The organism is Pandoraea aquatica (assembly GCF_902459565.1).
Taxonomy (GTDB): domain Bacteria; phylum Pseudomonadota; class Gammaproteobacteria; order Burkholderiales; family Burkholderiaceae; genus Pandoraea; species Pandoraea aquatica.
This window is the reverse complement of record NZ_CABPSN010000004.1, coordinates 559,336-584,875: the sequence shown is the minus strand read 5'-3', so window position 1 is coordinate 584,875 and position 25,540 is coordinate 559,336. Positions and strand designations below refer to the sequence as shown.

22 protein-coding genes and 1 tRNA gene are annotated in these 25,540 nt (G+C 61.6%); 9 read left to right on the top strand and 14 right to left on the bottom strand.

The window, feature by feature from the left end; genetic code table 11:
• Positions 1-49: 49 nt before the first annotated feature.
• Positions 50-652 carry a hypothetical protein gene (locus PAQ31011_RS16935; RefSeq protein ID WP_150576890.1) on the bottom strand — a complete coding sequence of 201 codons (603 nt, stop codon included), beginning with the start codon at positions 650-652 and terminating at the stop codon, positions 50-52.
• A 264-nt stretch (positions 653-916) separates the two neighbouring features.
• Between PAQ31011_RS16935 and PAQ31011_RS16930 the strand changes: the two genes are divergently transcribed.
• Positions 917-1,801, top strand: a complete 885-nt coding sequence (locus PAQ31011_RS16930; RefSeq protein ID WP_150576889.1) for an EamA family transporter — start codon at positions 917-919, stop codon at positions 1,799-1,801.
• Here the strand turns inward: PAQ31011_RS16930 and PAQ31011_RS16925 are convergent.
• Together PAQ31011_RS16925 and PAQ31011_RS16920 are read right to left on the bottom strand one after the other, a co-directional pair.
• Entirely contained in the window at positions 1,770-2,264 is a 495-nt protein-coding gene (locus tag PAQ31011_RS16925) for a GNAT family N-acetyltransferase (protein WP_150576888.1), read from the bottom strand. The two genes, PAQ31011_RS16930 and PAQ31011_RS16925, sit on opposite strands and share 32 nt — an antisense overlap.
• A 166-nt stretch (positions 2,265-2,430) precedes the next feature.
• Positions 2,431-2,507, bottom strand: a tRNA-Met gene (locus PAQ31011_RS16920).
• A gap of 211 nt (positions 2,508-2,718) precedes the next feature.
• Between PAQ31011_RS16920 and PAQ31011_RS16915 the strand changes: the two genes are divergently transcribed.
• The 6 genes from PAQ31011_RS16915 (at position 2,719) to PAQ31011_RS16890 (ending at position 7,779) form a co-directional block, all read left to right on the top strand.
• Positions 2,719-3,333, top strand: a complete 615-nt coding sequence (locus tag PAQ31011_RS16915) for an NUDIX hydrolase (protein WP_246179626.1) — start codon at positions 2,719-2,721, stop codon at positions 3,331-3,333.
• Positions 3,334-3,410: 77 nt separating this feature from the next.
• Positions 3,411-4,175: a leucyl/phenylalanyl-tRNA--protein transferase gene (gene aat / locus PAQ31011_RS16910; protein WP_150576886.1), complete on the top strand. Its 765-nt coding sequence runs from the start codon at positions 3,411-3,413 to the stop codon at positions 4,173-4,175.
• Positions 4,172-4,960, top strand: a complete 789-nt coding sequence (locus PAQ31011_RS16905) for an arginyltransferase (RefSeq protein WP_150576885.1) — start codon at positions 4,172-4,174, stop codon at positions 4,958-4,960. Before aat ends, PAQ31011_RS16905 begins: the two co-directional genes overlap by 4 nt.
• Before the next feature lie 162 nt (positions 4,961-5,122).
• A complete protein-coding gene (locus PAQ31011_RS16900; RefSeq protein ID WP_150576884.1) occupies positions 5,123-6,151 on the top strand; it encodes a quinone-dependent dihydroorotate dehydrogenase in 1,029 nt (342 codons plus the stop codon).
• 51 nt (positions 6,152-6,202) lie between these two features.
• Positions 6,203-7,000: a transporter substrate-binding domain-containing protein gene (locus PAQ31011_RS16895; RefSeq protein ID WP_052252939.1), complete on the top strand. Its 798-nt coding sequence runs from the start codon at positions 6,203-6,205 to the stop codon at positions 6,998-7,000.
• 119 nt (positions 7,001-7,119) lie between these two features.
• On the top strand, positions 7,120-7,779 hold the full coding sequence (locus tag PAQ31011_RS16890; protein ID WP_150576883.1) for an amino acid ABC transporter permease: 660 nt from the start codon (positions 7,120-7,122) through the stop codon (positions 7,777-7,779).
• An 89-nt stretch (positions 7,780-7,868) separates the two neighbouring features.
• Here the strand turns inward: PAQ31011_RS16890 and PAQ31011_RS16885 are convergent, their stop codons facing one another.
• The 3 genes from PAQ31011_RS16885 to PAQ31011_RS16875 form a co-directional block, all read right to left on the bottom strand.
• Positions 7,869-9,278, bottom strand: coding sequence for a lactate utilization protein B (locus tag PAQ31011_RS16885; RefSeq protein WP_150576882.1), 1,410 nt, complete (start codon positions 9,276-9,278; stop codon positions 7,869-7,871).
• 85 nt (positions 9,279-9,363) lie between these two features.
• Entirely contained in the window at positions 9,364-10,089 is a 726-nt protein-coding gene (locus PAQ31011_RS16880; RefSeq protein ID WP_039399035.1) for a (Fe-S)-binding protein, read from the bottom strand.
• A gap of 101 nt (positions 10,090-10,190) precedes the next feature.
• The gene (locus PAQ31011_RS16875) at positions 10,191-11,666 is read right to left on the bottom strand and encodes a hypothetical protein (RefSeq protein WP_150576881.1); all 1,476 of its coding nucleotides are present in this window, start codon (positions 11,664-11,666) and stop codon (positions 10,191-10,193) included.
• A 285-nt stretch (positions 11,667-11,951) separates the two neighbouring features.
• Between PAQ31011_RS16875 and PAQ31011_RS16870 the strand changes: the two genes are divergently transcribed.
• On the top strand, positions 11,952-12,779 hold the full coding sequence (locus PAQ31011_RS16870) for an IclR family transcriptional regulator (protein WP_150576880.1): 828 nt from the start codon (positions 11,952-11,954) through the stop codon (positions 12,777-12,779).
• A 158-nt stretch (positions 12,780-12,937) separates the two neighbouring features.
• Here the strand turns inward: PAQ31011_RS16870 and pbpG are convergent, their stop codons facing one another.
• From pbpG to PAQ31011_RS16850, 4 genes are all read right to left on the bottom strand, one after another.
• On the bottom strand, positions 12,938-14,206 hold the full coding sequence (pbpG, locus tag PAQ31011_RS16865; protein WP_150576879.1) for a D-alanyl-D-alanine endopeptidase: 1,269 nt from the start codon (positions 14,204-14,206) through the stop codon (positions 12,938-12,940).
• Between the two features lie 188 nt (positions 14,207-14,394).
• Positions 14,395-15,072, bottom strand: coding sequence for a nitroreductase (locus PAQ31011_RS16860; RefSeq protein WP_150576878.1), 678 nt, complete (start codon positions 15,070-15,072; stop codon positions 14,395-14,397).
• 195 nt (positions 15,073-15,267) lie between these two features.
• Positions 15,268-16,263: a DMT family transporter gene (locus PAQ31011_RS16855; protein WP_150576877.1), complete on the bottom strand. Its 996-nt coding sequence runs from the start codon at positions 16,261-16,263 to the stop codon at positions 15,268-15,270.
• A gap of 71 nt (positions 16,264-16,334) precedes the next feature.
• The gene (locus PAQ31011_RS16850; RefSeq protein ID WP_150576876.1) at positions 16,335-17,276 is read right to left on the bottom strand and encodes a histone deacetylase family protein; all 942 of its coding nucleotides are present in this window, start codon (positions 17,274-17,276) and stop codon (positions 16,335-16,337) included.
• Between the two features lie 504 nt (positions 17,277-17,780).
• Between PAQ31011_RS16850 and PAQ31011_RS16845 the strand changes: the two genes are divergently transcribed.
• Positions 17,781-18,341 (top strand): phasin family protein, encoded by a 561-nt coding sequence (locus tag PAQ31011_RS16845; protein ID WP_150576875.1) that lies wholly within the window; start codon positions 17,781-17,783, stop codon positions 18,339-18,341.
• 265 nt (positions 18,342-18,606) lie between these two features.
• Here PAQ31011_RS16845 and lpdA read toward each other — a convergent pair whose 3' ends face one another.
• The 4 genes from lpdA to aceE all read right to left on the bottom strand — a co-directional run bounded on the left by lpdA (position 18,607) and on the right by aceE (position 25,519).
• On the bottom strand, positions 18,607-20,379 hold the full coding sequence (gene lpdA / locus PAQ31011_RS16840) for a dihydrolipoyl dehydrogenase (protein ID WP_150576874.1): 1,773 nt from the start codon (positions 20,377-20,379) through the stop codon (positions 18,607-18,609).
• A 20-nt stretch (positions 20,380-20,399) separates the two neighbouring features.
• The gene (locus PAQ31011_RS16835; protein ID WP_150576873.1) at positions 20,400-20,981 is read right to left on the bottom strand and encodes an Ntn hydrolase family protein; all 582 of its coding nucleotides are present in this window, start codon (positions 20,979-20,981) and stop codon (positions 20,400-20,402) included.
• Between the two features lie 79 nt (positions 20,982-21,060).
• Positions 21,061-22,734 (bottom strand): dihydrolipoyllysine-residue acetyltransferase, encoded by a 1,674-nt coding sequence (aceF, locus tag PAQ31011_RS16830; RefSeq protein WP_150576872.1) that lies wholly within the window; start codon positions 22,732-22,734, stop codon positions 21,061-21,063.
• 97 nt (positions 22,735-22,831) lie between these two features.
• On the bottom strand, positions 22,832-25,519 hold the full coding sequence (gene aceE, locus PAQ31011_RS16825; RefSeq protein ID WP_150576871.1) for a pyruvate dehydrogenase (acetyl-transferring), homodimeric type: 2,688 nt from the start codon (positions 25,517-25,519) through the stop codon (positions 22,832-22,834).
• Positions 25,520-25,540: the final 21 nt, after the last annotated feature.

Sequence of the window (25,540 nt, the reverse complement as noted above, 5' to 3'; positions counted from 1 at the left end):
TGGCTTCGACGACTATTGCCACCGAAGCCACACGTCAATTCGTTAACGTTCACCGGGGAAGTGTCTTGCCAACGAACGCATCTCGCGTGAACGCATACACGTCGCCTTCGACATAGAGACGATCGAATGGACCCACTGGATCGGATATAACCACTGGATCGGCTGGATCCACCGGACTGGATGAAACCACTGGATCGGATGTCGTTGAAATCCACTGCGCAACAGAGACGATCGAGAATCCAGGAAAGTATGTATTCCGAGTATTGCCGATCTCTCGTTCCGCTTCGACGCGCGAAATCTTAAAATTATTCCAAATTATGGTACGCCTTTCGTCACGATCCTTTTCCGTGAACCCATAAGAGAGCCCCGGCGGATTGTCGTGATAATCCTTATAGGTATGTGCGTCCACATGCACACGTCTCAGAATCTCGTGCATATCGTGAAGTTCGCTCGCTGGAAATGCCGCTTTGTATTTGGCTGCGCACCCATCAAGGTCCATCCCCTCTTCCTGTGCGAACGACGTATCTACGGCGCGATGCCTAGTAGATTCCAGCGCGAGTGCCATTTCTGACCCGAGAGGTGCCTGGCGTTCGGTACCAGTGCTAGCTTGCATTCCTTGAATGGCAGCCACATCGGACGGATTTACATCCATGTTCAATCTCCATTGGTTGAGGGAGATTGCAGCGTGCACCACTATAAGGTGACGCTCTTCTGAGAACGAAACGCCACTTATTGGATTTCGCAGACGCTTGGGAAGAGGTCGCGGACCCGATGTAGGTCAACTTGCGAATCTACACCCGTGGCCCTGCCAGCAAGACTTTCGACAGGTTTTCCTCACGACAGGTCGACGCACCGGGAGTACACTTTCGCCTTCCGTCGATAACAAATTAACTATTCGGGCACAGGAGACGCCACCATGGCACCGAAGGACCTCTTGCAGGCACTGATCGTCGTACTCGCCTGGGGCGTGAACTTCGTCGTCATCAAAGTCGGCCTGCATGGTGTTCCGCCCATGTTGCTGGGCGCACTCCGATTTTTGCTTGCTGCGTTTCCCGCGGTCTTCTTCGTCAAGCGTCCACAAGTGCCGCTCGGATGGCTGATCGCCTACGGTGCCACCATCTCGTTCGGTCAGTTCGCCCTCTTGTTTACTGCGATGTACGTCGGCATGCCCGCGGGCCTCGCGTCGCTCGTGCTACAAGCGCAGGCTTTCTTCACGCTCGGGCTCGCAGCGATGTGCCTCGGCGAACGCTTTCGTGCGCAAAACGTCATCGGCCTGTTGATCGCTGCGGCGGGGCTCGCCGTCATCGGCATGCAGGGCGGCGGTGCCATGACACTGATCGGTTTCGTGCTGACGTTGTGCGCCTCGCTCAGTTGGGCCACCGGCAACATCGTCACGAAGAAGATCGGCAAGGTCGATCTCGTCGGACTTGTCGTCTGGGCCAGCCTGATTCCGCCGATCCCGTTCCTGCTGCTCTCTTATTGGTTCGAAGGTCCGCAACAGATCGCGCAATCCCTCGCGCACATCTCGGCGTCGTCGATCTTCGCGATTGCCTATCTGGCCTTTATCGCCACGCTCGTCGGTTACTCGCTCTGGGGCCGTCTCATGACGCGCTACCCCGCCAGCCAGGTCGCACCGTTCTCGCTGCTGGTGCCGATCATCGGCCTGGCGTCGGCAGCGTTGCTGCTGGACGAACAGCTCACGACACCGCAAATCGCCGGTGCCGTGCTCGTGATGACAGGCCTCGTGGTGAACGTCTTCGGCGCAAAGATCAAACAGCGTCTGCTGCCGGCGTCGCAGTAGATCCAGCAGACGCAGTGGGTTTTGCCGTTGCAAGGCGCATGTGCAAGATCGGGAACGGACGCCCCTGACCATCGAGTTCGGAGCGTCCCGTTACCTCGAAGCCCTCGCGACGATAGAACGCCAGCGCCTGCGGATTCTGCTCGTTGACGTCGACACCGACACAGTCCAACTCACGTACCGCATACGCAAGCAACGTCGCACCGATCCCCTGCCGACGCGCCTCAGGGGCGACGAACAGCATCTCCACATTCCCCGGCGACACGCCAAGAAAACCGCGAATCACGCCGTCGTCATCGCGAAACACGCGCAACGTCACCGCGCCGAGATACTCGTTACGAATGCGCGGACGCAGCCACGCAATATCTTCGTCGCCCAGGAAATCGTGCGTGGCACGCACGGACGCTTCCCAAAGTTCGGTGATGGCGTCGAATTCGTTTTCATCGGGAGTGTGGATGCCAGACATAGAGACCCGTAGTTGGATTTCGTTAGCGTGACCGTTCGTGCTGCGCTGTTCTACCAACGATCCGCAGCGTCGTCGCGGGACGAATCGCAGGACAGCAGGACATCACGCAAAGCAGAAGCAGAAACGCAAAAAGCCTGATTTCTTGTGGAAATCAGGCTTTCAAATTTGGTTGCGGGGACAGGATTTGAACCTGTGACCTTCGGGTTATGAGCCCGACGAGCTGCCAGACTGCTCCACCCCGCGTCTGAAGAATTAGATTATATGACAATTGCCATCGCAGTGCAACATGACACGCCGAATATTTTTCCTGTGATGCGTTCGCGCCTCCTGCATACGTCGTCGCAAACCGCCGTACATCGACAATACCGGGGTTATCCCGGCACCCGGTGTGCGTCGCCGCACAGCGCGCGTCGCCGGTGATACACTCGCAGCAACCATGAACCGACGTCCTCCCATCCAATTCTGTTCCGCCTGCGGCCATACGGTCGAGTTGCGCATTCCGCCCGGTGACAACCGCGAGCGGCATGTCTGCACCCATTGCGGCACCATCCACTATCAGAACCCGCGCAACGTGCTCGGCACGGTGCCTGTGTGGGGCGATCAGGTGCTGCTGTGCAAGCGCGCCATCGAGCCGAGACTCGGCTACTGGACGCTACCCGCAGGCTTCATGGAAATCGGGGAGACGACGTCGCAAGCTGCCGCACGCGAAACGCTGGAAGAAGCCGGTGCCGTCGTCGAAGTCGGTGCGCTGTTCTCGCTGCTCAACGTGCCGCACGTCAATCAGGTCCACATCTTCTATCTGGCCCAGATGCGCGAGCCGCAGTTTGCTGCCGGCGAAGAGAGCCTCGAAGTCGCCCTCTTCTCGGAAGACGAAATCCCGTGGGACGACATCGCGTTTCCGACGGTCGCCAAAACGCTACGCTTCTTCTTCGAAGATCGCCGCGCGGGTGCCTTCGGCGTACACGTCGAAGCCTCGGCTGACGCCGCCGTTCCGGGCGCGCCGGTCCCCTCGCTGCCCGTGCACACGGCGCACACCGAGGACATCCTCACGCCGATGCTGCGTGTCTGAACGCACCGTCGCCCGCTGCGTCGACATCTGCACCTACCCTGTGATGTCGACGAAATCCCCGCAAGGTTGACGTCGTCATGGTCGTCTGGCTCGAAGCAAACGATCCCTTCCCTTCCGTGGACGAAGCGCTCGACGCATCGAGCGACGCGCCGGGATTGCTCGCGGCCGGACTCGATCTCTCCCCGCAACGCCTGCTCGCCGCTTATCGGCAAGGCATCTTCCCGTGGTACTCGCAAGGCCAGCCGGTACTCTGGTGGAGCCCCGATCCGCGCATGGTGCTGCGGCCCGAGAACTTCGTCGTCAGTCACAACTTCCGAAAATTGCTGCGCCGCGTGCTGCGTGACGACGCCTGGGAAATTCGCCTCGACGTCGACTTCCCTGCCGTCATGCAGGCATGCGCCCAAGCGCCACGTCGCGGTCAGGACGGCACGTGGATCACGCCCGCCATCGTCAACGCCTACCGTGCGCTGCACGACGCCGGACTCGCGCACAGCGTGGAGACGTACTACGAAGGCGAGCGCGTCGGCGGCCTGTACGGTGTCGCGCTCGGGCGCATGTTCTACGGCGAATCGATGTTCGCCAAACGCACCGACGCCTCGAAAATCGCGCTGGCCGCGCTCGTCTCGTTTGCACGCACACACGCAATAGAGGTGATAGACTGCCAGCAAAGTACCGCGCACTTGGCGTCACTTGGCGGCGGTGAAATCCCCCGTCAGGCCTTTCTGGCGCATGTGCAAAAGGCGGTCGTGGCCCCCGCGCCGGTCTGGCGTCTGGACAAACAGATGCTCAGCGCACTGGCCTACGGTAACGCAGCAGACAAGGCTCACGAGGTTTCGCAGTGACCCATCCGAACGAACTGCCGCTCTCTCCGCTGTCCGCCCTTCAGTTCTACGCAACGGCGCCGTATCCCTGCAGCTATCTCGACAATCACACCGCGCGCTCGCAGGTCGCCACCCCAAGTCACCTGATCAATTCGGACGTCTATAGCGAACTCGTGCGCTCCGGCTTTCGTCGCAGTGGCGTGTTCACGTACCGTCCGTATTGCGACGGCTGCCGCGCATGCGTTCCCGTGCGTGTGCCGATCGCCCGCTTCGTCCCCAACCGCACGCAACGTCGTATCTGGAAGCGCCACGCGGCACTGGCCGTCAACGTCTCCGGATTGCACTACACCGAGGAGCACTACCAGCTCTACATGCGCTACCAGTCGCGACGCCACGCCGGCGGCGGCATGGATCACGACAGCCGCGAGCAGTACGAGCAGTTCCTGCTGCAAAGCCGCGTGAACTCGCGTCTGGTGGAATTCCGCGAGCCGCCGGGCCATCAGGGCGCCGGCACGCTGCGCATGATCAGCATGGTCGACATCCTGAGCGACGGTCTGTCGTCGGTCTATACGTTCTTCGATCCGGATGTCGAAGGGGCGTCGTACGGCACGTACAACATCCTGTGGCAGATCGAACAGGCGCGCGCGCTCGGACTGCCGCACGTGTACCTCGGCTACTGGATTCAGCAAAGCCGCAAAATGGTCTACAAGGCGAATTTCCGTCCGCTGCAAGGCCTGCTCGACGGCCAATGGCAGGACATGCCCGAGGCCATGCTCGACGCAGCCGGTCAGCCAGCGAGCCAATAGCCCGACCGCCTGTCGCACTGCCCCCTCACGTCAGTGCGCACCGCGCTCATCCGCCCTCCGCATCCACGCAAAACAGGAGTACGCAGAGCGTAGAAAAAGACGCGCTCCGCGCCCGGGATACCGGTAAAATGGCGACTTTCCGATTCTGCCGAACCCGACATCGTGCTTGCGCCTCTCTACCCTCTGGCCCGTCGCGCCCTGTTCTGCCTTGACGCCGAACAAGCCCACCATCTGACGCTGGCCACACTGCGCGGCGCTGCCTCGCTCGGCCTGGCCGGTCTCGTCGGCCAGACACTCCCCGAATCGCCGCGCACGGTCATGGGCATCCGCTTCCCGAACCCTGTCGGCCTCGCGGCCGGCCTCGACAAGGACGGTAGCTGCATCGACGGCCTCGCCGCCCTCGGCTTCGGCTTCGTCGAAGTCGGAACGGTGACGCCGCGTCCGCAGGCAGGCAATCCGAAGCCGCGCATCTTCCGTCTGCCGCAAGCCGAAGCCATCATCAACCGCATGGGCTTCAACAACGGCGGCGTCGAGCAATTCCTGCAAAACGTGCAGTCCGCGCGATACAAGGGGCCACTGGGCCTGAACATCGGCAAGAACGCCGATACGCCCATCGAGCGCGCCGTCGACGACTATCTCATCTGCCTCGAAAAGGTGTATCCGTACGCCACCTATGTGACGGTGAACATCTCGTCGCCGAACACGAAGAACCTGCGCCAACTCCAAGGCGGCGACGAACTCGACGCCCTGCTCGGCAAGCTCAAGGACAAGCAGCGCGCGCTGTCGGACCGTCACGGCAAGTACGTGCCGATCGCCTTGAAGATCGCGCCGGATCTCGACGACGAACAGATCAAGGTGATCGCCGGCACACTCACGCGCCATGGCTTCGACGGTGTGATCGCGACGAACACCACGCTTTCGCGCGAGGCCGTCGCGGGCCTGCCGAATGCCAACGAAACGGGTGGATTGTCGGGACGTCCGGTGTTCAACGCGTCCAATCGCGTCATCAGCGCGCTGGCAACGGAGCTGGGCGGCGCACTGCCGATCATCGGTGTCGGCGGCATTCTGTCGGGCGCGGACGCGCAAGCGAAGCTCGATGCAGGAGCCAGTCTGGTCCAGGTGTACAGCGGCCTGATTTACCGCGGCCCCGAGCTGGTGCGAGAATGCGTGCAAGCGCTGCGTACGGTCTGACAAGCCGGACGTCGGCGTCCCCTTCATTTGACACAGGGATAACCAGACATCATGAAATCCTGGCTCAAGACGCTTTGCCTCGTACCGCTGGCCGCCGCCGCCCTCATCGGCACGTCGCCCGCTCGCGCCGCTGACCTGCTCGACACCGTGAAGTCCGCGGGCGTGCTGAAGATCGGCATCGAAGGCACCTACCCGCCGTTCAACTATCGCGACAAGTCCGGTCAGCTCGACGGCTTCGACGTCGATGTCGCCAAAGCCGTCGCTCAGCGCCTCGGCGTGAAGCCCCAGTTTGTGACGACCGAATGGAGCGGCATCATCGGCGGCCTTCAGGCAGGCAAGTTCGACGTCATCGTCAATCAGGTCGCCATCACCGACGAGCGCAAGAAGTCGCTCGACTTCAGCGAGCCCTACACGTACTCGGCGGCACAACTGATTCGTCGCAAGGACGACAAGCGCGAATTCAAGACGCTCGACGCGCTCAAGGGCCACAAGCTCGGCGTGAGCCTCGGCAGCAACTACGACAAGATGGCGAAGGCCGTGCCGGGTATCGACGTGCGCACCTATCCGGGCGCGCCCGAGTACCTCGCCGACCTCGCCGCCGGTCGTGTCGACGCCGCACTCAACGACCAGCTGATGATGGCGTATCTGCTCCAGAACGCGAAGCTGCCGCTCGAAGCCGGCGCGGTATTGCCGGGCACGAACCAGGCCGTCGGCATTCCGTTCCGCAAGGGTAATCCGGCGTTCGCCAAAGCCATCGACGACGCGCTCACTGGTATGAAGCAAGACGGCTCGCTCGCCAAGATCGCGCAGAAGTGGTTCGGCAAGGACACGTCCAAGCCGGCGCAGTAATACGGTAACGACGACGATAGAGACGATAATCGCGTCGGACTCACGGCCGGCATCACGCCAACGTTGCGGATGTCGGCCGTTGTCTATCCGTCGCAAGACACCCCCTAAGACACTCCCCCATGAATCCATTCGAACTCGCTGCCCAATCCTTGCCAGTGCTGTTGCAGGGCACCGTGCTCACCATCAAGTTCGCATTGATGTCGATGGTGTTCGGTCTGGCGATCGGCATCATCGTGGCGGTCATGGGCATCGGCAAGGTGCGCGTGTTCCGGGCCATTGCGCGCGCCTACGTCAGCATCATGCGCGGCACGCCGCTGCTGGTGCAGATCTTCGTCATCTATTACGGTCTGCCGGGCGTCGGCATTTCGCTTGAACCGACGGCAGCCGGCGTGCTCACGCTCAGTCTGAACGTCGGCGCGTATCTCTCGGAGAGCATGCGCGGTGCGCTCGAAGGCATGCCGCGCGGACAATGGCTCGCGTCGTACAGTCTCGGACTGTCGTACTGGCAAACGCTGCGTTACATCATCGGGCCGCAAGCCCTGCGCATCGCCGTGCCGAGTCTCGGCAACAGCCTCATCAGCCTGATCAAGGACACGTCGCTGGTCTCCGTGATTACCGTGACGGAGTTGCTGCGCTCGGCGCAGGAAGTCATCGCGTCGACGTATCAGCCGCTGCCGTTGTACCTCGCGTGCGCGGCCATCTACTGGGTCCTGTCGACGGGACTGTCGGCGCTGCAACGTCGTATTGAAAAGCGACTTGCCCTGCCCTCACGTACCTGAGCACAGCCGACCACCGCCGACTTCGGCAAGACGTAAAAAAGCTGGCACTCCCGAGGGAGGCCAGCTTTTTTATTTGCGTGTCGACGCGATCAGCGCGGCGCGCGACGCTCGCGATACATCGCACGGAAAGTCTTGCCGCTCGGCGCAGGCATCTCGCGCGTATCCGTCCATCCGCCCGCGAAGGGCAGCTTGGAGATACTTCCGCGATCACGGCCCATACGCTTCAACGCCCACGAACCGATTCCCGACAGCGTGGCGTACAGACGCGGCCGACGTGCAGTAAAGGCCCACGCCGCCAGCGCCGCCCGCTCGCGCCACGGGCGCAGACCGCGATCCACCTGACGCTCGCGCAACTTGCGCAGCAGGTCCGAAATCGGAATTCCCACCGGACAAACGCGATTGCACTCACCACACAGGGTCGCAGCTTGCGGCAGATCGAGCGTCTTCTCCAGCCCGACGTAGCTCGGCGTGAGCACCGACCCCATCGGCCCCGGATAGACCCATCCATACGCGTGGCCACCGATCTTCTGATACACCGGGCAGTGGTTCATGCACGCACCGCAGCGAATGCAGCGCAGCATCTCCTGAAACGCTCCACCGATCAGACCGGAGCGTCCACCGTCGACAATCACGAAGTACATGTGATCCGGCCCGTCGACCTCGCCCTCGGCACGCGTACCGGTGAGCAACGAGAAGTAGTTCGACGTGCCCTGCCCGGTCGCCGAGCGCGGCAGCAGACGCATCGCCGTGGCGAGATCCTCCAGCGTCGGCAGCACCTTCTCGATGCCGGTGACCGCCACGTGCACGCGCGGCATGATCGTGCACATGCCTTCGTTGCCCTCGTTGGTCACCACTGCCACCGAACCGGTCTCTGCGACGAGGAAGTTACCGCCCGTCACGCCCATATCCGCCGACAGGAACTGCGGACGCAGCATCTCGCGCGCTTCGCGGGTCATCAACGGAATTTCGGTCAGACGCGGCTTCTGGTGCACGCGCGCGAACAGGTCCGCGACCTCGTCCTTATCCTTGTGCACGACCGGTGCGATGATGTGCGACGGCGGCTCGTTGTCGTTGATCTGAAGAATGTACTCGCCAAGATCGGTCTCGACCGACTGCACGCCCATGTCGGCGAGCACCTTGTTGAGTTGAAGCTCTTCGGTGACCATCGATTTCGATTTGATCACCTTCTTGACGTCGTGCTTGCGCGCGATCTCGGCGATCAGACGCGCGGCATCCTGCGTCGACTCAGCGAACAGGACGGTTGCGCCGCGTCGCGTGGCTTCGCGCTCGAAGATCTCCAGCCAGACGTCGAGATTCTCGATCCCGCGATTACGACGCTCCTTGAGCGCCTCACGCGTCGCTTCGAAATCGATCTCTTCCATGGCGCTCGCGCGCGCCGTCACAAACTTGGTCGAGAGCTTCTTGAGGTTGGCTTGCAGACGCTGGTCGGCAAGCTTCTGCCCGGCGCGCGCCTTGAATTGCATCGATTGAACTTGCATCGCGACTCACGTGAAGTGATGACGGCCCGCGCGCACAACGGAGTCGGCGCGCACAAGCCTGAAGGTCGGGAAGATGGCGGCGCGCTCAGGCATCGCCGGCGAGCACCTGCGCAATGTGCAGCACGCGCGTGCGCGTGTCGCCGGTGCGGCGCAGTCGCCCTTCGATGTTGAGCATGCACCCCAGATCGCCCAGCACGACGGCCGGCGCGCCGCTCGCGGCGATGTTGGCGCACTTCTCGTCGACGATCGCTGTCGAGATATTGCCGTACTTGAGTGCGAACGTACCGCCAAAGCCGCAGCACGCCTGACAGTCCTTCATCTCCGTCATCTTCACGCCGGGCATTTTGGCGAGCAGCGCGCGCGGTTGCGTCTTCACACCAAGCTCGCGCAGACCGGAGCAGGAGTCGTGATACGTCACCTCGCCGTTATAGTCGCCGGGCACGGTGTCGACGTGCAGCACGTTGACGAGGAAGTCCGTGAGTTCGTACACGCGCGGACGCAGACGCTCGTAACGGCCCATGAGTTCGGGATCGTCGGCGAAGAGGTCGCCGTAATGCGCCTTGACCATGCCGCCGCACGAGCCGGACGGTACGACGACGTAGTCGAACGATTCGAATTCGTCGAGGAATTTCTGGGCGAGGTCACGAGCGATGGCACGCTCACCCGAGTTGTAGCCCGGCTGACCACAGCAGGTCTGGGAATCGGGAATCACGACCTCGCAACCGGCTGTCTCGAGCAGCTTGAGCGTAGAAAAGCCAATCTCCGGCCGCATCATGTCGATCAGACACGTGACAAACAGTCCGACGCGCATTGGGGGAATCCTCTTTTCGGGAATAATGCGCCATTATAAGTCGCCGGGCCGAACCGGCCCAGCGTGGATTCCCGTATTCACCGCTCGCGGGCGGCGGCGCGTCACGCTTTGGGCTGCGCCGGTGACTGCCGTCGACGGTACGTCTCGAGCGACGTAGCACGCGCCATGGGGGCACGGGATAGCACTTCGTCATGACCACACGACACGGGCCTTCCCTCCGGAATCCCCGGTTGGCGAGACGATTTATCAAACAGGATCGTGTTGCGAAGTCCTTCAAAATCCTTGCGCAAGGTCGAGACGTCACCGCGCATCGTCGAGAAGTCTTCGCGCAACGTCGAAACGTCACCGCCCAACTTCGAAACGTCTCCGCCCAACTTCGAGACGTCACCGCTCAACTTCGAGACGTCGCCGCTCAACTTCGAGACGTCTCCGCTCAACTTCGAGACGTCTCCGCCCAACTTCGAGACGTCATTGTTCAACCTCGAGACGTCGCCACGCAACGTCGAGACGTCGCCGCGCAACGTCGAGAAGTCACCGTGCAGCGACGTTGCGGTTTGCACTACCGCCTGCTTGATCGCACTGACGTCCTCCTTCATGCAGCGCAGATCTTCCGAGTTCTGCTGTATCGCTACCGAGTTTTTTAGAACTTGCTGCCAAACCAATCGGTCCTGATCGAACTGCGCTATCAAGATTTTGTCGGTTAAAGTCGAATACATGGCGCTCTCCTGATTATTGATAAACTCCTTCGCCTGATCGAGAAGGCCTTCTACAGCCTTCCACCCCTTCTCTCTATCGAAACCTCGAATACTCCCCAAGCTGACACACCGAATCACCATGGTGACGCAAAAGCCAATGATCGCCACCACCCAGCCCGAAACGAGCAAAGCGATACCGGAGACGATCGCCCCAACGGCGTAAAGCGCACCGTTGATCCCTTCGCGCTTGCCGTGATGCTTCCTGTCTGGCTTCACACTTGAGCGTGCCGCATCCACGGTGCGCCGCATGTACTCAATAAGCGGCGCCGTTTGGGTGCGGAACGTCGAGCACATACGTTTTGTGTCTTCCAACGCCTCCCAGTTGGTAATGACACCGTCAAGCGCGTCGTTCTGAAGATCACCGGTGTTTGACGCGAGCGACGCATACTCGCGCAACATCGTTTGCTCATGCTCAAGCGCCTCGCTAAGCGACGTCAGAATCGTCAACAGTCGCCTGGCGGATGACGTCATGCGCTCCACACACGGCTCATCGAGCTGGTCAGCGACCATCGAGCAAAAGAAGCCCGGTGAATCCGGCACGGTGAGGCATCGCCAAAATGGATCCCGTAGGCCGCCGCGCCAATATCCGGACGTTGCCTTGGCGTACGACTTGTCGAATGCCGATGACAGCTTGTCAACCGCATAGGTGCTCAGCCCCATGGTTTGCTGTGCGTTTCGAATTTGCGCGAGTTGCGATGCAATTTCCTGGCGCTTCTGTGCGATTGATGCGCCCTTTTTGTACATCCTCTCCGGGACCGCGGACTGATCGGCCGACATCGAGAAGATCGAATACCCCGGGTAACTTATATATTCGCCATACATGCACTCCCCTCCTCGTTGGCATTGGCACTCTCCCTCACTGCGACCAAGGGCCAGACATCGTCGTGGAACTGAAGGGCATCGTAATGAGGCGAGCGACCGCCTACTTTAGATTTCTGTCACCGAATGAACGCTACTCGTCACTCAACGCATGTTGTGGCGGGAGGCACTTTGTGCGCGTGGTAGGCATTGGATGCCCGGTTTTTTACAGGAAGTGTCTAAGCGAAACCTGCGAATTTTTCACCATATGATATAGAATCGACGCTATACGAAACTCGGCCCTACCTCATGAAAGACGACACCAGTCAAGGCGCGGAGTCGCGCACGTCCATTCAGGTGATCGAGCGCATGATGCGTTTGCTCGACGCCCTTGCCGGACATGCCGATCCCGTGAGTCTCAAAGAGTTGGCGCAAGCCACCGAACTTCATCCGTCGACCGCGCACCGCATCCTGAACGACATGGTGGCGTGCCGCTTCGTCGATCGCTGCGATCCCGGCACTTACCGCCTCGGCATGCGTTTGCTGGAACTCGGCAATCTGGTCAAAGCGCGCCTGTCGGTACGCGACGCCGCGCTCACGCCCATGCGCGGGCTGCACCGCATCACCGGACAGACGGTCAACCTGTCGGTGCGTCAGGGCGACGAAATCGTCTACATCGAACGTGCTTACAGCGAGCGCTCCGGCATGCAGGTGGTGCGTGCCATCGGTGGCCACGCACCGCTGCACCTCACGTCGGTCGGTAAGCTGTTTTTGGCGGCCGACGAAGCATCGCGCGTACGCGCTTATGCCACGCGCACTGGACTCTCGGGTCACACGCGTAACAGCATCACCGATCTGCAAAAGCTCGAACGCGAGCTGACGCACGTGCGCAAGTCAGGCTACGCGCGCGACAACGAAGAGCTTGAGTTAGGGGTGCGATGCATCGCTGCCGGGATCTATGACGACAGCGGCAAGCTCGTGGCAGGCCTCTCGCTCTCTGCCCCGGCCGATCGTCTGCAAGACGCCTGGCTGGCGAATCTGAACGAGACGGCGCTGCAAATCTCGTCGTCGCTCGGCTTTCATTCGCCGAATCCGGATGTGGGGGGTGGCCTGTCGCAGGTCGCAACGGCGGAGTGATTCGCGGCAAGCTGTAGGGCGCGATGCACTTGCGCCCTGCCGCCGACGCCGATCCCGTCGCATAAAACAAAAGGCGCTCCCGAGGGAGCGCCTTTCTTTTACCGCTGCCGCGCGACGCGAATCGAACCGTATCGCGCGATTTTCGAACGTGACGCGAATTACAGCGCGTGTCCGTTGTTGGTCGCCACTTGTGCCGTCGGCGTGTTGCCAGCCGTACGTTGCGGCGTAGCGCCGCCGCCTTCCAGCAGCCACTTGCGAACGCGCGTGGCGTCGGCGAAGCGCGAGTACTTGCCCGTCGAATCCAGCAGAATCATGATCACCGGACGACCTTCGACGTTGGCTTGCATCACGAGGCACTGTCCTGCTTCGTTGATGTAACCCGTCTTCTGCAGGCCGATCTCCCAGCCCGAATGACCGATCAGATGGTTCGTGCTCACGTAGTGCAGTTCGCGACGACCGGTGTTCACGTCGTAATTGCTGTCCGTCGAGAAACGACGAATCATCGGGTACTGATAAGCCGCCTTGACCATCTTCACGAGGTCACGCGCGCTCGACACGTTCTGGCTCGACAGACCCGTCGGATCGTTGAAATGCGTGTCGTTCATGCCCAGTTGCTTCGCCTTGGCGTTCATCGCGGCGAGGAACGCCGGACGGCCGCCCGGGAAGTAACGCGACAGCGCTGCGGCGGCACGATTCTCCGACGACATCAATGCGATGTGCAGCATGTCTTCGCGCGACAGACGCGAGCCGACCGACAGGCGCGAACCCGTGCCCTTCTCGTAGTCGCGATCTTCGTCCGTCACTTCCATGACGTCCGTCATCGGCACGCCGGCGTCGAGCGACACCATCGCCGTCATCAGCTTCGAGATCGAAGCGATCGGCAGGACGGCTTGCGAGTTCTTGTCGAACAGCGATTCGCCAGTGCGCTCATCGACCACATAGGCGACCGAGGAACGGAGTGCGAGCGCGTCCGGCGTTTCATGCAGACCGAAAGCACGGCCCGTCGAGAGACGCTCCGGCGCTTGCGGCGCAAAGTTGACGGTGCGATACGACGTCACGACACGGCGCTTGCCGTTCTTGTAGACGACGCGTTTGACGGCGACCTTCTTCGCTGCGGGTCCGTCATCCTCGACGGCCGCGAGCTTACGGGCTTTGCCGCCAGCCTTGGCGCTCTTCGTTTCACGAGCGGCAGGTGTGGCGGCAGCGCGTTTGGCACCGGATTTGGACGTGGCGACGGCTTTCGTCGCCTTGGGATTCGCGCACGCGCGTTTCTGAGCGGCAGTCTTGGCCGTCTTCGGCGAGCATTCGCTCGTTTTACCGGCGGCGTGAACGACTGCCGGGGCACCGGCGGCGAGCGAGATCGCCACGACGGCAGCACCCCAGAGACGGGAGCGGCACAGACGCGCAAGGGTGGTGATCGCGTACATAGATTGGGGGTAGCGTAAGGTTGGCAGGCAACGAGTTTGGGAGAAGTTTAGTAACTTCCGAAAAAATAAGCAATATGAATGACTTAGCTGAAATACTTAAACCGGCATCTGGCAGTTTTGTGCAGCGCAACGCGCCAAATTACACATCCGCCAAATTTTGCCAAATTACGCCAACCCCTTGATATACGTTAGGTCAAAAAGTGCGCCCACTCGTCGAGCGGCGCGCGTTCGGTGACGAGACCGTTTTCCACGGCAGCAGGGTCGGCATAACCCATCGCCATGCCGCACACGACCATTCGGGTCTCCGGCAGTTGCAGCTCCGCAGCAATCGCCTGATGAAACGTGGCAAACGCCGCCTGCGGACAGGTGTCCAGCCCCCGCGCCCGCGCTGCGACCATCACGCTTTGCAGGAACATGCCGTAATCCAGCCAACTCCCCTGCTCCAGATGCCGGTCGATCGTGAAGAGCAACCCGACCGGCGCGTCGAAAAAGGTGAAGTTGCGGGCGTGCTGACCATGCATGCGTGCTTTGTCGGCGCGACCGATACCCAGCAAGCCGTACAGATCCCAGCCCACCTTGCGACGCCTTGCCTGATACGGCTCGGTCCATTCGCGCGGGTAGTACGCGTACTCCTCCTGATGCATCAACCGCTGCGCCGGATCGTTGAACGCGTCCAGCAGACGCGACGTCAACCGCTTCAATGCCTGCCCGGTGAGCACGTAGGTCTGCCACGGTTGGATGTTGCTGCCGGAGGGCGCTCGCGATGCCACCGACAGGATCTCCGCGATGGTGGCTTGCGGTACCGGCGTCGGCAAATAGGCTCGGATCGAACGTCGGCTACGAATCGCCTCGTCGACATATTTCACGCTTAGCCCGGCGTTCTCGTTGACAGACGAGGGATGCGTACTTTCCCCAGCCGGTGGCGTCGGTGCCGATATCGCGGCTGGCGCAGCTGGCGCGCCATCGGCACGCGAAGGGTCATACTTCATAGCGATACGCTCACTACAAATCGTGAATGGAAGGCGACGCCCTGCCCGGAACGATCACATCAGGCACGAGGCTCACGTTCCCGACGACGTCGCGGCGGCTGTCGTCGCCCGCCGCTCGATGACGAGCGCAACGCCAAGCGCCGCGACTACCATACCGGCCGCGCTCAGCGGCGAGAGTGTCTCGCCGAACAACAGCCATGCCATGACGGCGGTGGTCGGGGGCGTCAGATACATCAAGCTGGAGACCTTGGTCGCCGCGCCGTGACGGATCAGAAGAAAAAGCAGCGAAATCGCACCGATAGACAGCGCCAGCACCGACCAGGCGAGCGCCCCGATCATCTCGAGATTCCAGCGCACCTGCATCGTCTCCAGCGCCCACGCAGCGGGCAGCGTCACCACGAAGGCCGCGCCGAACTGCACGACGGTGCCCACGCGTAAATCGAAATGCGCACAGAAGCGCTTCTGATAGAGCGTGCCCGCCGTAATCGCGAACAGGCTCAACACGCACAGCAACACGGCACCCGCGCCGACGCCGCGAACGCCTACCTTGTTCGCCACCACCAGGCCGACACCGATAAAACCGCAAAGCAGCCCCAGCCACTGGCGACGCGACACCGGCTCCCCGACAACACGCGCGAAGATCGCCGTCAGGAGTGGCTGAATGCCGACGACCAGCGCCGCCAATCCTGCGGGCGCACCCTGCTTGATCGCCGCCCAGACGCCGCCGAGGTACACCGCCTGAATCAGAATGCCGGAGACGGCCAGGTGTGCGATCAGCGGCCAGTCGACCCGCTGGGGATTCGTCGCGGTCGTCGCAGACGCGCGCGTTAGGTGACCCGTTGTGTCACCCGTTGTGGCGACCGGGCGCATCGGCCACGGGGTGCGTGTCAGGAGCGCAATGGGCAACATCACGACCAACGTAAAGCCGAAGCGCCACGCAAGGAACGTCAGCGGTTCGGCGTTCGGCATGCCGTACTTCGCGACGATGAACCCGGTACTCCAGATCAGCACGAACCACCACGGCATGGTCGCGCTCCAGATCGCCGTGACCGAGCCGGCCGATGCCATTGGCGCACGTGGTGAACTCGATGCGGAAGTCGCCGACGGGGGCTGCGCAGGTGGGGCCGTCCGATGCTCGCTCATACGAGAACACCGCCTGCGCTTGCGTGAAATCCGCCACGAACAGTCCGCTGGAACCGACTGGCAAGACGAATCGTTGCAAAATGCGCGGCAACCGTCTGGTCGATATCGCGACCGTACCCGCCTGCCATCGCAATCGCCACCGGCAACCCGCGCTCGGCACAGGCCGTCAGCACCCGATGGTCACGTGCGAGCAGGCCGTCGTGCGTCAGCGAGAGACGCCCGAGCCTGTCATTTTCCAGCGGATCGGCGCCCGCCAGATAAATGACGAGCGCCGGCGTGAATTGCGCGAACAGATCCGTCAGCGCATGACCGAGCGCGACAAGATACTCATCGTCGCCGCAGCCGTCGGGCAACGCCACGTCGAGGTCGCCGGTCGCCTTGTGAAACGGGTAGTTGTGTTCGCCATGCAGCGAGAGTGTAAAGACGCTCGGATCGTGCTCGAAAATGGCGGCCGTGCCGTTGCCCTGATGCACGTCGAGATCGATGATCGCCACGCGCGTGCCCGGCCCCAGTTCGGCCTGCATCGTTCGCGCCGCAACGGCTGCGTCATTGAAGACACAGAACCCCTCCCCACGATCGGCGTAAGCGTGGTGCGTACCGCCAGCCAGATTGGCCGCCACGCCATCGGCCAACGCGGCTCGGCACGCCACCACCGTCGCCCCGGCAGAACGTCGGGAGCGCTCAACCATCTGCGGTGACCACGGAAACCCGATGCTGCGCTGCTCTTTCGGATCCAGCTCGCCTGCACTTACGCGCTCAACGTACTCCCGCGAGTGCACTCGCCCGAGCATCACGTCATCTGCGGGCAACGCCTCCGCCAGTTCGACGTGCGGCAGCTCACCGGCGACGCGTTCGCGCAACCGAGCGTACTTTTCCATTGGGAACCGGTGTCCGGGGGGAAGCGGCAGAACGAAGTGATCGCTGTAAAACGCTTGCATCGATGCGAGAGGCCGGCGGAACGGCACGCGAAAAAGCGTTGAATGACAGCGGCACTGGAGAACGGCAGTAGCGAGGCATTCCTCCAAACGCAGGCATGCCAGACACACGTGACCGCTCCGCCAGTGCCGGAACGAATCGATAGTACCATCGGCCGCCGGGGTCCGCCGGGGTGCCAAATTGGTGCAAAACCCGATGCCGTACACGGTGCAAAGCCGCACCACGACAGGATTTGCGTCTTAATGAATGTTCGCCGCAACGCGATGTCACCAATCCGTCATGGGATCCCAAGCCACTGATTTTGTAAGCTTTTGTTGAATTTGTGCAACGCACAAAAATGTCTTGACAGTCACAAAAATATCTCTAAACTTGCATTTGTGCGATGCACAAAAGAGATCGCACTTACTGAGAAGGCCCCAACCGTGTTTTCACCGGGATAAGGTGAGAACCAACGAGCGAACACGGAGTGGGTCGATATGTTGTGTATGACACCATAGGAGAACGCCATGTCGTTTCTGACCCCCGAGCAACTCGCCGCCGCACACAAAGCCAATCTGGAAACCCTGTTTGGTCTGACCAACAAAGCCTTCGAAGGCGTTGAAAAGCTGGTCGAACTGAACCTGCAAGCCGTGAAGGCATCGCTGGCCGAGTCCGCATCGACCGCACAAAAGGCTTTCGCTGTGAAGGACGCGCAAGAGCTGCTCGCCCTGCAAGCCAACCTGGTTCAGCCGGCTGCCGAAAAGGCACTCGCGTATGGCCGTCACCTGTATGAAATCGCTTCGTCGACGCAAGCCGAAGTGACCAAGGTGGCCGAAGCTCAACTGGCCGAAGGCTCGCAGAACGTGCAAGCGCTGTTCGACAACCTGGCCAAGAACGCCCCGGCCGGTTCGGAGTCCGCCGTTGCACTGGCCAAGTCGGCTCTGTCCGCTGCCAACAGCGCGTTCGACAGCGTCCAGAAGGCCACCAAGCAAGCCGTCGAAATCGCTGAGACGAACTTCGCTGCTGCGACGAACGTCGCCTCGAAGGCTGCGGCTCAGGCTTCGCGTGCTGCTACCGCCAAGAAGTAATCGATAGCGTCCTGTCAGTCGTTACCCGGGACGCCAACCGTTTGTCGCTGCACCCCAAGTTGTAGCAACACCCAGTTGTCTCCTCGGTACCGCAGGTACCTTTCGAACCCGGCCTTGAGCCGGGTTTTCTTTTTGTGTTGCCGCATTCGCGAAAGCGCGAGGCACGCCCCCACTTGCGACGCCCATAAAAAAACCGCCACTCCCAAGGGAATGGCGGTTCTTTGTTCCTGCGTGCTCGCGAACGCAGTATGCCAAATGCGCAGTCTTACTTCTTGCGCGGCGGCGGAACGTCGGTGCAAACGCCTTCGTAGATTTCAGCGGCCATACCGACCGACTCAGCCAACGTCGGGTGCGGGTGAATGGTCTTGCCGATATCGACAGCGTCCGCGCCCATCTCGACGGCCAGGCAAAGTTCGCCGATCAGGTCGCCCGCATGCGTGCCAACGATAGCGCCGCCGAGAATACGGTGCGTCTCTTCGTCGAACAGCAGCTTGGTGAAACCTTCGTCGCGACCGTTTGCAATTGCGCGGCCCGATGCGGCCCACGGGAACACGGCCTTACCGAACTTGACGCCTTCAGCCTTAAGCTGATCTTCCGTCTTGCCCGCCCAGGCCACTTCCGGATCGGTGTAAGCGACCGACGGGATCTGGATCGCGTCGAAATAAGCCTTTTCGCCGTTTGCCGCTTCGGCAGCCACGTGCGCCTCATGCACCGCCTTGTGCGCCAGCATCGGCTGACCGACGATGTCGCCGATCGCGAAGATGTTCGGCACATTGGTGCGCATCTGCTTGTCCACCGAAATGAACCCGCGATCGCCCACCACCACACCGGCCTTCTCGGCGCTGATCTTCTTGCCGTTCGGGCTGCGGCCCACGGCCACCAGCACGAGGTCGTAACGCTGCGGCTCCGCCGGAGCGGCTTCGCCTTCGAACTTCACGTAGATGCCGTCGGCCTTGGCTTCCGCACCCACCGTCTTGGTCTTGAGCATGACGCGACCAAAACGCTTGTCGTTCATCTTTTGCCAGACTTTGACCAGATCGCGGTCAGCGCCCTGCATCAGACCGTCGAGCATTTCGACGACGTCGATCTCCGCGCCCAGCGCGCTGTAGACCGTGGCCATTTCCAGACCGATGATGCCGCCACCGATCACCAGCATCTTTTTCGGAATCTGGCGCAGCTCAAGCGCGCCCGTCGAATCGACGATGCGCGGATCTTCCGGCAGGAACGGCAGCTTCACGGCTTGCGAGCCCGCAGCGATAATCGCCTGCGCGAACTTCACGACCGTCTTCTTGCCGTCCTTATCGACGACTTCGACGTGATTCGCATCGAGGAAGGCGCCGACGCCGGTCACGACTTCGACCTTGCGCATCTTCGCCATACCGGCCAAACCACCGGTCAGCTTGCCAACGACGCTTTCCTTGTACGCACGCAGCTTGTCGAGATCGACCTCGGGCTTCGCGAACGAAATGCCGTGATGGCCGAGCGACTGCGCCTCTTCGAGCACGGCGGCCGTATGCAACAGCGCCTTCGACGGAATGCAACCCACGTTCAGGCAGACACCGCCGAGCGTGGCGTAGCGTTCGACGAGGACCGTTTTGCGTCCGAGGTCAGCGCTGCGGAATGCGGCCGAGTATCCGCCCGGGCCTGCACCCAGCACGAGCACTTCACATTCGATGTCGGCGCTGCCGCTGTGTTTAGCAGCAACCGGGGCCGGTGCGCTCGCGGCAGCAGCGGGTGCCGCTGCCGGCGCTGGCGCTGCGGCCGGTGCGGCTGCGGGCGCGGCGGCCTTGGCGGCGCCGGCATCTTCCGCTTCCACGATGGCGATCAACGTTCCTTCGCTGGCCTTGTCACCCACTTTGATCTTCACTTCCTTGACCGTGCCCGCCACTTCGGACGGCACTTCCATGGAAGCCTTGTCGGATTCGAGCGTGATGAGCGACGCATCTTTGGCGATCTTGTCGCCGGGCTTGATCATCACTTCGATGACATCTACGCCCTCTGCGCCGATATCCGGCACCTTGACTTCAATGAGACTCATGCGGGGTCTCCCTGTCGCATTTATGACTTGATGGTGGTATCGATCGGAAACGCATGCACCTGATACGGCCCGGCCGAACTCTTGTCGAATTCCGCCCCCGCCTTCACGCCGGCTTCGGCGATGGCACGTGCGCTCAGATCCTGGTCGTAGAGGGCATACATGGCACCGAGCGCAAAATTGCGCCCGGAACCGATCCCCCAGAACCGATCGAAAACAAACACTTCCCGGTAGGAATAGACCCCGTAGATCCCTGTCGGATTCGCGATCACGCTCGTGATCTGCGACGACTCGTACGGGTCGTCTTCCTCTTCCTTGGTGTTGAGGAAATACTCTTCCTTAAGCTTCTGATGGACCCGGCAGAACGTGCGGAAAACTTCGTCTCGCGAATGGAGACGACACTCATCCGCCATACCGGAGAGAATGGCACGCATGACCGGAAAATGTGCCGTCGTGCCGGCCAGACCGACATAGGAATCCCCCACGAGAAAAACCTTGCGGTTCTCTTCGTAGGATTGCGACAGCCGGGTATCGCCGAACGTCACGAGCGAATCGGCGGCAATGGCGATTTCCCCTGCCTTCTTGACGACTACCACGGTGGTCATGATGCCCTCCCCGTCCAGAATCCTGAAGCTTGCGCAAATGCCGCCGGTGCGCTCACGCGCCGCCGGCGGCAAAAAACCATTACAGCATCGCGCGACGGAAGTCCGCCAACAGTTGACCCAGGTAGGCGTTGAAGCGAGCCGCTTCTGCGCCATCGATCACGCGGTGATCGTAGGACAGCGACAGCGGCAGCGTCAGTTGCGGCAGGAACTGCTGCTTGCGCTCATCCCACACCGGCTTCTGATACGAACGCGACAGACCCAGAATGGCCACTTCCGGTGCGTTGATGATCGGCGTGAAGGTCGTGCCACCGATGCCGCCGAGCGACGAAATCGAGAAGCAGCCACCTTGCATCTGGTCCGGCTTGAGCTTGCCTTCGCGCGCAAGCTTTGCCAGTTCCGACGTTTCGCGAGCGATCTCAAACACGCCCTTCTTGTCCGCGTCGCGCACAACCGGCACCACGAGGCCGTTCGGCGTGTCGGCAGCGAAACCGATGTGGAAGTACTGCTTGAAGACCAGATTGTCGCCGTCGAGGCTGGCGTTGAACGTCGGGAATTTCTTCAGGGCCAGCACGCAGGCCTTGATGACGAACGCAAGCATCGTGACCTTGATGCCGGCCTTTTCGTTTTCCTTGTTCAACTGCACGCGGAACGCTTCGAGTTCACCGATATCCGCTTCGTCGTTGTTTGTGACGTGCGGGATCATGACCCAGTTGCGGTGCAGGTTTGCGCCGGAGATCTTCTTGATGCGCGAGAGTGCCTTCGGTTCGACCGGACCGTACTTGGCGAAGTCGACCTTCGGCCACGGCAGCAGATTCAACTCGCCACCACCTGCCGGCGCAGCGCCTGCAGCGGCCGGACGGTTGCCGGAAAGCGCGCTCTTGACGAAATTGCGCACGTCGTCGACAACCACGCGGCCCTTCGGACCCGTGCCCTTGACCTGCGTGACATCCACACCCAGTTCGCGTGCGAACTTACGCACCGACGGACTGGCGTGGCTGATCGGCTGGCTGCCTTGTGCTGCCGCAGGTGCAGCAGCCGGTGCCGGCGCTGCTGCCGGAGCCGGCGCCGGTGCGGGCGCTGCTGCGGCCGGTGCCGGTGCAGCGGCGGGTGCGGCGGCCTTGGCGGGTGCCGCAGCCGGAGCAGCGGCCGCGCCTTCGAGCACGACGATCAGCGAACCTTCGGAGACCTTATCGCCGACGTTCACCTTCAGTTCTTTCACGACACCGGCGGCCGGGCTCGGCACATCCATCGAGGCCTTGTCCGACTCCAGCGTCACGAGCGATTGCTCGGCGGTGACGGTGTCGCCCACCTTCACCAGCACTTCGATCACGGGCACGTCGTCATAGCCGCCGATATCCGGCACCTTGACGTCGATCTTGCTGGTACCGCCGGCGGCCGGGGCAGCAGGCGCTGCCGGGGCTGCGGCCGGGGCAGCGGCGGGTGCCGCAGCTTGCGGTGCTGCAGCCGGAGCGGCCGGGGCAGCTGCACCATTGGCCTGTGCGCCCGAGCCGTTGGCGGTCTCGAGCGTCAAAATCACAGAACCTTCGGACACTTCATCGCCGACCTTCAGGCTCAGCGCTTTGATGACACCTGCTGCCGGGCTCGGCACGTCCATCGTGGCCTTATCCGACTCCAGCGTGATCAGGGCCTGCTCGGCGTCGATCTTGTCGCCCGCCTTCACCAGCACTTCAATTACGGGCAAGTCCTTGAAGTCACCGATATCCGGGACTTTCACTTCGATCACTTGACTCATTTTCCACAGTCTCCTCGAGGCTGCGCTTGACGTGCGGCACACGCCTGTACGTCGCTGGGGGGCGACTGACAGGCATGCTCACCGCACGCAGCGGCCTTTAGACGGTCATCGGGTTGGGTTTGTTCGGATCCAGGTTGTACTTGGCAATTGCCTCGGCAACCTTGCTAGCCGGAATCGTGCCTTCGTCGGCCAGCGCCTTGAGCGCCGCGACCGTGACCCAGTTACGATCCACCTCGAAGAAGTGACGCAGCTTTTCGCGCGTATCCGAGCGGCCATAACCGTCGGTGCCGAGCACAACATAACGGCCACGAACGAACGGACGGATCTGATCGGCATACGTACGAATGTAGTCGGTCGATGCGATGACCGGACCGCGCGTATCGTTCAGGCACTTCTCGACGTGCGACAGACGTGCCGTCTCAGTCGGATGCAGCAGGTTGTGACGCGCCACATCGTTGCCTTCGCGAGCCAGTTCCGTGAAGCTCGGGCAGCTCCACAGATCCGATTCGACGCCCCAGTCGTTCTTGAGCATTTCGGCAGCAGCGATCACTTCGTTGAAGATCGTGCCCGAACCCAGCAGTTGCACGCGCGGTGCCTTGCTGTTGTCCGTGCCGCGACGGAACGCGTACATCCCCTTCAGGATGTCGTTCTCCACGCCTTCCGGCATCGCCGGGTGCGCGTAGTTTTCGTTCATCACGGTGAGGTAGTAGTACACGTCTTCCTGATCCTGCACCATGCGGCGCAGACCATCCTGAACGATCACGGCAAGTTCGTAAGCGAACGTCGGATCGTACGGGAGGCAGTTCGGAATCGACGATGCCCACAGCAGCGAGTGACCGTCTTCGTGCTGGAGACCTTCACCGTTAAGCGTCGTACGACCGGCCGTGCCACCCACGAGGAAACCGCGCGCACGCATGTCGCCAGCGGCCCAGGCCAGATCGCCGATACGCTGGAAGCCGAACATCGAATAGAAGATGTAGAACGGGATCATCGTCTCGCCGTGCGTCGAGTACGACGTTGCGGCAGCGATCCAGTCACACATACCACCGGCTTCGTTGATGCCTTCCTGCAGAATCTGTCCGCTCTCAGATTCCTTGTAGAACATCAGTTGATCCTGATCCTGCGGGATGTAACGCTGGCCGACCTGGCTCCAGATACCGATCTGGCGGAACAGGCCTTCCATACCGAACGTGCGCGACTCATCCGGCACGATCGGCACAATGCGCTGACCCAGCGCCTTGTCCTTGAGCAGCACGTTGAGAATACGCACGAACGCCATCGTCGTCGAAATCTCACGGCCTTCGGCGGTCGCCTTGAGCAGTGCGTCGAAGGCAGTCAGTGCCGGCACCGGCAGCGAAGCGGCCTTGGTGCGGCGTTGCGGCAGGTAGCCACCCAGCTCCATGCGGCGAGCGCGCATGTATTCCAGTTCCTTCGAACCTTCTTCGAACTTGATGTACGGCACGTCAGCAATCTGATCGTCCGAGATCGGCAGCTTGAACTGGTCGCGGAATTTCTTGAGCGACTCCACCGGCATCTTCTTCTGCTGGTGGGTGATGTTCATGGCCTGACCGGCCTCGCCCATGCCATAGCCCTTAATGGTCTTGGCCAGGATGACGGTCGGCTGACCCTTGTGCGTCGTGGCCGAATGATAGGCCGCGTAGATTTTGTGCGGATCGTGGCCGCCACGGTTCAGCGCCCAGATGTCTTCATCCGACCAGTCGGCGACCATCGCCTTCAGTGCCGGCGTGTTGAAGAAGTTCTCGCGAACGAAAGCGCCGTCCTTCGACTTGTACGTCTGATATTCGCCGTCCACGCATTCCATCATGCGCTTCATCAGCAAGCCCTGCTTGTCACGGGCGAGCAGCGAGTCCCAACGGCTACCCCAGACCACCTTGATGACGTTCCAGCCGGCACCACGGAATTCCGATTCGAGTTCCTGGATGATCTTGCCGTTACCGCGCACCGGGCCGTCCAGGCGCTGCAGGTTACAGTTGATCACGAACACGAGGTTGTCGAGCTGTTCGCGGCCGGCCATGCCGATTGCGCCGAGCGATTCCGGCTCGTCCGTCTCGCCGTCGCCGAGGAATGCCCAGACCTTGCGGCCTTCGGTCTTCACGATGTTGCGCGACTCGAGGTACTTCATGAAGCGCGCCTGGTAGATCGCCATGATCGGGCCCAGACCCATCGACACCGTCGGGAACTGCCAGAAGTCCGGCATCAGCCACGGGTGCGGGTACGACGACAGACCGCCGCCGTCCACTTCCTGACGGAAGTTCTCGAGCTGCGTCATTTCCAGACGACCCAGCAGGAACGCACGGCTGTACACGCCCGGCGACGAGTGACCCTGCACGAAGACCAGATCGCCACCGTGTTTGTCGGACGGGGCGTGCCAGAAGTGGTTAAAGCCAACGTCGTAGAGCGTAGCGGCCGAGGCGAACGAAGCGATGTGACCGCCGACGTTCGTGTCCTTACCGGCACGCAGCACCATCGCGATCGCATTCCAGCGGGTGTACGAGCGGATCTTGTGCTCGACATCCTGATCGCCCGGAATACGGGCCTGCTGGTCGACGGGGATGGTGTTGATGTAGGGGGTATTTGCCGAGAAAGGCAGATGCTCGCCGTTGATTCGGGCGAATTCGATCAGCTTTTCGAGCAGGTAATGCGCGCGCTCCGGGCCTTCGGCAGCCAGCACGCCTTCGAGCGAGGCCAGCCATTCTTGCGTTTCTTGGGGATCGGCGTCCGCAGGGGATACGATCTTCAGGGCTTCTTCAGGTACGGCGGACATCGTGTCTCCTTGTCTGTCGTT

What these genes read in the sequence shown, in the direction of transcription:
- lpdA (WP_150576874.1), bottom strand. Translation starts at nt 20,379, where the DNA reads ATGAGTCTCATTGAAGTCAAGGTGCCGGATATCGGCGCAGAGGGCGTA.
- PAQ31011_RS16885 (WP_150576882.1), bottom strand. Translation starts at nt 9,278, where the DNA reads ATGCAAGTTCAATCGATGCAATTCAAGGCGCGCGCCGGGCAGAAGCTT.
- PAQ31011_RS16875 (WP_150576881.1), bottom strand. Translation starts at nt 11,666, where the DNA reads ATGTATGGCGAATATATAAGTTACCCGGGGTATTCGATCTTCTCGATG.
- PAQ31011_RS16925 (WP_150576888.1), bottom strand. Translation starts at nt 2,264, where the DNA reads ATGTCTGGCATCCACACTCCCGATGAAAACGAATTCGACGCCATCACC.
- PAQ31011_RS16870 (WP_150576880.1), top strand. Translation starts at nt 11,952, where the DNA reads ATGAAAGACGACACCAGTCAAGGCGCGGAGTCGCGCACGTCCATTCAG.
- PAQ31011_RS16835 (WP_150576873.1), bottom strand. Translation starts at nt 20,981, where the DNA reads ATGACCACCGTGGTAGTCGTCAAGAAGGCAGGGGAAATCGCCATTGCC.
- aat (WP_150576886.1), top strand. Translation starts at nt 3,411, where the DNA reads ATGGTCGTCTGGCTCGAAGCAAACGATCCCTTCCCTTCCGTGGACGAA.
- aceE (WP_150576871.1), bottom strand. Translation starts at nt 25,519, where the DNA reads ATGTCCGCCGTACCTGAAGAAGCCCTGAAGATCGTATCCCCTGCGGAC.
- PAQ31011_RS16930 (WP_150576889.1), top strand. Translation starts at nt 917, where the DNA reads ATGGCACCGAAGGACCTCTTGCAGGCACTGATCGTCGTACTCGCCTGG.
- PAQ31011_RS16880 (WP_039399035.1), bottom strand. Translation starts at nt 10,089, where the DNA reads ATGCGCGTCGGACTGTTTGTCACGTGTCTGATCGACATGATGCGGCCG.
- PAQ31011_RS16855 (WP_150576877.1), bottom strand. Translation starts at nt 16,263, where the DNA reads ATGGCATCGGCCGGCTCGGTCACGGCGATCTGGAGCGCGACCATGCCG.
- PAQ31011_RS16850 (WP_150576876.1), bottom strand. Translation starts at nt 17,276, where the DNA reads ATGCAAGCGTTTTACAGCGATCACTTCGTTCTGCCGCTTCCCCCCGGA.
- pbpG (WP_150576879.1), bottom strand. Translation starts at nt 14,206, where the DNA reads ATGTACGCGATCACCACCCTTGCGCGTCTGTGCCGCTCCCGTCTCTGG.
- PAQ31011_RS16935 (WP_150576890.1), bottom strand. Translation starts at nt 652, where the DNA reads ATGGATGTAAATCCGTCCGATGTGGCTGCCATTCAAGGAATGCAAGCT.
- PAQ31011_RS16890 (WP_150576883.1), top strand. Translation starts at nt 7,120, where the DNA reads ATGAATCCATTCGAACTCGCTGCCCAATCCTTGCCAGTGCTGTTGCAG.
- PAQ31011_RS16845 (WP_150576875.1), top strand. Translation starts at nt 17,781, where the DNA reads ATGTCGTTTCTGACCCCCGAGCAACTCGCCGCCGCACACAAAGCCAAT.
- PAQ31011_RS16895 (WP_052252939.1), top strand. Translation starts at nt 6,203, where the DNA reads ATGAAATCCTGGCTCAAGACGCTTTGCCTCGTACCGCTGGCCGCCGCC.
- aceF (WP_150576872.1), bottom strand. Translation starts at nt 22,734, where the DNA reads ATGAGTCAAGTGATCGAAGTGAAAGTCCCGGATATCGGTGACTTCAAG.